This window comes from Pseudomonas sp. P4_C3 (assembly GCF_056402075.1).
In genome coordinates, this window is record NZ_JBFUIC010000279.1 from 1 (window position 1) to 5410 (window position 5410).

6 protein-coding genes and 1 tRNA gene are annotated in these 5410 nt (G+C 58.5%); 5 read left to right on the plus strand and 2 right to left on the minus strand.

What is annotated here, in order from left to right:
- Positions 1 to 360: peroxiredoxin (locus tag AC1DVH_RS25585; RefSeq protein WP_477756153.1), on the minus strand; the 360-nt coding region annotated here is incomplete at its 3' end.
- A gap of 10 nt (positions 361 to 370) precedes the next feature.
- Positions 371 to 931 carry a glycine cleavage system transcriptional repressor gene (locus AC1DVH_RS25590; protein ID WP_007979776.1) on the minus strand — a complete coding sequence of 187 codons (561 nt, stop codon included), beginning with the start codon at positions 929 to 931 and terminating at the stop codon, positions 371 to 373.
- Positions 932 to 1259: 328 nt separating this feature from the next.
- Between AC1DVH_RS25590 and dapA the strand changes: the two genes are divergently transcribed.
- The 5 genes from dapA to AC1DVH_RS25615 all read left to right on the plus strand — a co-directional run bounded on the left by dapA (position 1260) and on the right by AC1DVH_RS25615 (position 4949).
- Entirely contained in the window at positions 1260 to 2138 is an 879-nt protein-coding gene (gene dapA / locus AC1DVH_RS25595; protein WP_477756154.1) for a 4-hydroxy-tetrahydrodipicolinate synthase, read from the plus strand.
- A gap of 17 nt (positions 2139 to 2155) precedes the next feature.
- The gene (bamC, locus tag AC1DVH_RS25600) at positions 2156 to 3271 is read left to right on the plus strand and encodes an outer membrane protein assembly factor BamC (protein ID WP_477756155.1); all 1116 of its coding nucleotides are present in this window, start codon (positions 2156 to 2158) and stop codon (positions 3269 to 3271) included.
- Positions 3272 to 3275: 4 nt separating this feature from the next.
- On the plus strand, positions 3276 to 4034 hold the full coding sequence (locus tag AC1DVH_RS25605; RefSeq protein WP_477756156.1) for an MBL fold metallo-hydrolase: 759 nt from the start codon (positions 3276 to 3278) through the stop codon (positions 4032 to 4034).
- Positions 4035 to 4062: 28 nt separating this feature from the next.
- Entirely contained in the window at positions 4063 to 4776 is a 714-nt protein-coding gene (gene purC, locus AC1DVH_RS25610; protein ID WP_007944067.1) for a phosphoribosylaminoimidazolesuccinocarboxamide synthase, read from the plus strand.
- 83 nt (positions 4777 to 4859) lie between these two features.
- Positions 4860 to 4949: transfer RNA gene (locus AC1DVH_RS25615), tRNA-Ser, on the plus strand.
- The last annotated feature ends 461 nt before the right edge of the window (positions 4950 to 5410 follow it).

Genomic DNA, 5410 nt, shown 5'->3' on the forward strand with positions numbered 1-5410 from the left:
GCGATCCACGCCCATGTATTCCTTGCCGTAGAGCTTTTTCAGCTTGATCACGTCGAACWGCTGGCAGATGGCTTCGTCCTTGTCGCTGATCAGCTCAAAGGGGAATTCCTGCTTGCATTTGAAGTTCTCGTGGGATTTCAGGCTGTCGCGAGACACACCGAACACTTCGGTATTGGCGGCCTTGAACGCTGCATACTGATCACGAAAGCCTTGCCCCTCGGTCGTGCAACCCGGCGTGCTGTCCTTGGGGTAGAAGTAGATCACCACCTGCTTGCCTTTCAGGCCAGCGAGGCTGACGGTGTGCCCGCTGGTGGCGGGGGCTTGGAAATCGGCAACCGGTTGGTCGATGGCAACGGCCATGAAAGCTTCCTTACATTGGGTTCTGTGGGCGCCAGGGTTCGATCAGGGCATCGAGGTTCAGCGCGTCGGCAAAATCCAGGAACTGATCGCGCAGCCAGCTGATTTGCACGCCGGCCGGCAAGGTCACGGTAAACGTGGCGTTGAGCATGGTGCCGCCGGTCTGCGGAGCCTGGTAGGTGTCGCAGGTCAGGTTTTCCAGCTCGACATTGTGGTCCATGAAGAACTGGCACAGCTCGTTGATGATGTCCGAGCGGTAGGCCGAGCTGACATAGGCGACGTACGGCAGGGCCTGGGGGCGATTTTCCAGGGCCGCGCTACGCACCACGTTGACCGTGAAAGCATGCCGCTTGGCCAACACTGGCAGGCTGCCTTCCAGGCGTGCCAGGGCATCCCAGCTACCGGAGATTTCCAGTACCAGCGCACTGCATTCGCCATGGCGGGTCAGGCGAGAGGTGACAACGGCGCAGCGGTTTTCATGGCTGGCGCGGCACAGGACGTTGGTCAGCTCCATGGGGTTGGCGCCGAGGGCACTGATAACAAGGAATTGTTCGCGAACTGTGGGGGTGGACATGCAGCATTCCTAAAGCGATGAGCGGTCGATACGTCAAAGGGCTGATTTACCGGGAGCGAGCCTGCGGATGCGAACTCAGAAAGCCCCAAGTGACAGGTTGCGACATGCTCCGGCAGGGCGGGAGCGAGGCGTGGCAACGCTGGATCAGGGCTTGTGATGCCGAAAATGGAGGCTGAAACCCGACGGACGAGCTTGTCTGTACCGATCAAAGTCTGAAGGGTAGCGAAAACCGGCGCCAAGGGGAATGGCGGCAGCACAGTACTTCGCTTGTGCAAGCATCTTGGCGCCAGTACCATTACGGCTCTCTTTTTCCGGCAGGAGCGGTTTCATGATTGCGGGCAGTATGGTGGCACTGGTCACACCCATGGATGCACAGGGGCGTCTTGACTGGGACAGCCTCAGCAAACTCGTGGACTTCCACCTTGAAAACGGCACCCATGCCATTGTCGCCGTCGGCACCACCGGCGAATCGGCAACCCTCGACGTCAACGAGCACATCGCAGTCATCCGTGCCGTGGTCAAACAGGTCAATGGCCGCATTCCGGTGATCGCCGGCACCGGCGCCAATTCGACCCGCGAAGCTGTCGAATTGACCCGTAACGCCAAGGAAGCCGGCGCCGATGCCTGCCTGCTGGTAGTGCCGTACTACAACAAGCCGACCCAGGAAGGCCTGTACCTGCACTTCAAGCACATCGCCGAATCGGTCGACATTCCGCAGATTCTCTATAACGTTCCCGGCCGCACCTCCTGCGACATGCAGGCCGAAACCGTGATCCGCCTGTCCACTGTGCCGAACATCATCGGTATCAAGGAAGCGACCGGCGACCTCAAACGCGCCAAGGCGATCCTCGATGGGGTAAGCAAGGACTTCATCGTGCTTTCCGGCGATGATCCGACCGCGGTCGAGCTGATCCTGATGGGCGGCAAGGGCAACATCTCCGTCACTGCCAACGTCGCGCCGCGTGAAATGGCCGATCTGTGCGAGGCCGCCCTCAAGGGTAATGCCGAGACTGCCCGGGCAATCAACGAAAAACTGATGCCGCTGCACAAGGACCTGTTCATCGAAGCCAACCCGATTCCGGTGAAGTGGGCTTTGGTTGAAATGGGCCTGATGCACGAAGGCATTCGCCTGCCGTTGACCTGGCTGAGCGCACCTTGTCACGAAACGCTGCGCAAGGCCCTGCGCCAGTGCGGCGTCCTGGTTTAATTGAGGAAGTACAACGCATGAAGCGAATGGCCGGACTTTCCGCACTTGCCTTGATTATCTCCAGCACCAGTGGCTGTGGATGGATCTGGGGCCCGGAAGGTTATTTCCGTGACCGTGGTAGCGATTACCTGGAAGCGCAACAGACTGCACCGATGCAAATACCGCAGGATGTCCGTACCGCCAAGCGTCTGGATCCGCTGTTGCCGATCCCGCGCAACGTGGCCGATGACACCGCCAAGGGCGAATACGTTGTTCCTCGTCCTCAGCCGCTGACGGCGGGTGCCGACGCCAGTGCCTACTCCCTGCAGAAGAGCGGCGGCTCCAGCTCCATCCTGGCTCAGAACCCGCCGGCCGAAGTCTGGCCTGTGGCCGTTCAGTTCTTCCAGGACAATGGCTTCCGTCTGGATGAACAGCGTCCGCAAACCGGCGAATTCTCCACGACCTGGCAGCATTCCGACGAACTGTCCGCCGCCATGGGCAAACGCCTGAGCGCGGCCGGCGTCAGCACGGACAGCGAAACCCGCGTGCGGGTGCGCATCGAGCCGGGTGTGCAGCGCAACACCAGTGAAGTCTATGTGGTCAGCGCCGAGCGTCCTGCCGGCAGCACCGCTGACGTGGCCTTCACCAACCGTTCGGTCAACACTGGCCTGGACGCGGCACTGGTCGACGATATGCTCTCGAGCATGAGCCGTATCTCGGAGAAGGGCGGTTCGGTTTCCATGTTGGCTTCACGTGATTTCGACGCGCCTAGCCGTGTCAGCCTGAGTGAAGACGGCAGCGGCAACCCTGTGCTCAACGTCGGTACCGACCTGGATCGTGCCTGGTCGAGCGTCGGTCGTGCGCTGGAACAAGGCGAATGGCGTGTTGAAGACATCAACCGCAGCCTGGGCCTGTACTACATCAACCTGGCCGAAAAAGCCGAGAAGAAAGACGACAAGCCAGGCTTCTTCAGCAGCCTGTTCGGCACTGCGCCGAGCAAGGAAGAGCTGGATGCCCGCGCCGAGCGTTATCAGGTTCGCCTGAGCAAGGTTGGCGAGAACGTCCAGGTCACCGTCGAGAAAAACATCAACACCGTGGCGCCGCCAGATGTAGCGCGTAAAGTGTTGAGCAAGATTCAGGACAACCTGGGCTGATCCTATGCGTTTTGCCGTTCTCGGCAGCGGTAGTCAAGGGAACGGCACGCTGATAGCCAGCGCTGATACGTACGTATTGGTGGATTGTGGTTTTTCCCTGCGGGAAACCGAAAAACGCCTGCTGCGCCTGGGTGTGAACCCTGCGCAGCTGAGCGCGATACTCGTGACCCACGAACATGCCGACCACGTGCATGGCGTGGGTTTGCTGTCTCGGCGCTACAATCTGCCTGTATACCTCAGTCGCGGGACGTTGCGCGGGATGCGCAAACCGATTGAACCCGCAGGCTTTCTGGCTGGCGGCGAACAGCTGCAAGTCGGCGACTTGAGCATCGGTGTCATTGCCGTGGCCCACGATGCACAAGAACCGACGCAATATGTCTTCAGTGACGGTGAGCGGCGCTTCGGCCTGTTGACCGACCTGGGGTCGTATTGCGACAAGGTGCTGGACGGCTATCGGAACCTCGATGCGTTGATGATCGAGTCCAATCACTGCCGTGACATGCTGGCTCGTGGTCATTACCCGTACTTTCTCAAGCAACGGGTAGGCGGTGAATTGGGACATTTGAATAACCACCAGGCGGCATTCCTGGTGGCCGAGCTGGGCTGGAAAGACCTGCAACACCTGGTCCTGGCCCATCTGAGCAGCAAGAACAACCTGCCGCAGCTGGCCCGGCAATGTTTTGTCGACACCCTCGGGTGCGACCCGGACTGGCTGCAACTGGCCGATCAAGATTCAGGGCTCGACTGGCGACACATCGCCTAGCCCATCTACTTAGCAAGCGGAGCCCATCATGGAAAAACGTGAAGAACTCTACCGCGGCAAAGCCAAATCGGTTTACAAGACCGACGACGCTAACCGTCTGATCCTGCTGTTTCGCAACGACACCTCGGCGTTCGACGGCAAGCGCATCGAACAGCTCGACCGCAAAGGCATGGTGAACAACAAGTTCAACGCCTTCATCATGCAGAAGCTTGAAGCTGCTGGCGTGCCGACCCAATTCGACAAGCTGCTGGGCGACAACGAATGCCTGGTGAAGAAGCTCGACATGATCCCGGTCGAGTGCGTCGTGCGTAACTACGCCGCTGGCAGCCTGGTCAAGCGTCTGGGTGTCGAAGAGGGCATGAAGCTCAACCCTTACACCTTCGAGCTGTTCCTGAAGGACGATGCCAAGGGCGACCCGTTCATCAACGAATCCCACGTCGTGGCTTTCGGTTGGGGGACCGCCGAGCAGCTGGTTCGCATGAAAGAGCTGTCGCTCAAGGTCAACGAAGTCCTGAGCAAACTGTTCGACGACGCCGGCCTGCTGCTGGTCGACTTCAAACTGGAATTCGGCGTGTTCCACGATGGCTCCATCGTGCTGGGCGACGAATTCAGCCCGGACGGCTGCCGTCTGTGGGACAAGGCGACCGGCAAGAAAATGGACAAGGACCGCTTCCGTCAGGGCCTCGGTGACGTCATCGAAGCCTACGAAGAAGTCGCCAATCGTCTGGGCGTACCGCTTTAACCGACGCAAGCATCTGAAAGCACAGAAATATTTCGCTTAGGGGGTTCGCTTCTGGCGAAAGTGTTGTTATGATGCGCGCCGTTGGAGAGATGCCAGAGTGGCCGAATGGGACGGATTCGAAATCCGTTGTACCTTTACCGGTACCTAGGGTTCGAATCCCTATCTCTCCGCCATTATTGAATAAGACTAAGCCCCTGAAATGGTTAAACATTTCAGGGGCTTTTTCGTTTCTGTCATATTGGTCAGGGTATTTCGTGCCCGGCATGCCGGGCTAGTCCGTTCCGGCCCCTGCATTCTCGACGCGATACCTGCCATTCTCTCGGGATCCTTGAGTATTCATTTGCCGGAGTGTTTTCTCATCGTTGTTGTGCCTGCATGTCCAGGCGACGTGGTCCGGGCTCTCTGCTGCCCCGATGCCTTATATAGACGCTGGAGGTTTTCATGGTGGCAACCCCGGGCGCTTTGCTAAGGAAGAAGAATTTTCAGGTGGGGGGGGTTGACCACGTATTTTAATACTGTACTATTCGCCTCCCGCTAACGAGCAGCTTGATATTGTTCTTGGCTTAAGTAGTTGATTTTGTTGAAAAATCAGAAACTTTTAAGGTTGCAAATTGAAAAGATGCGCTGTAAGATG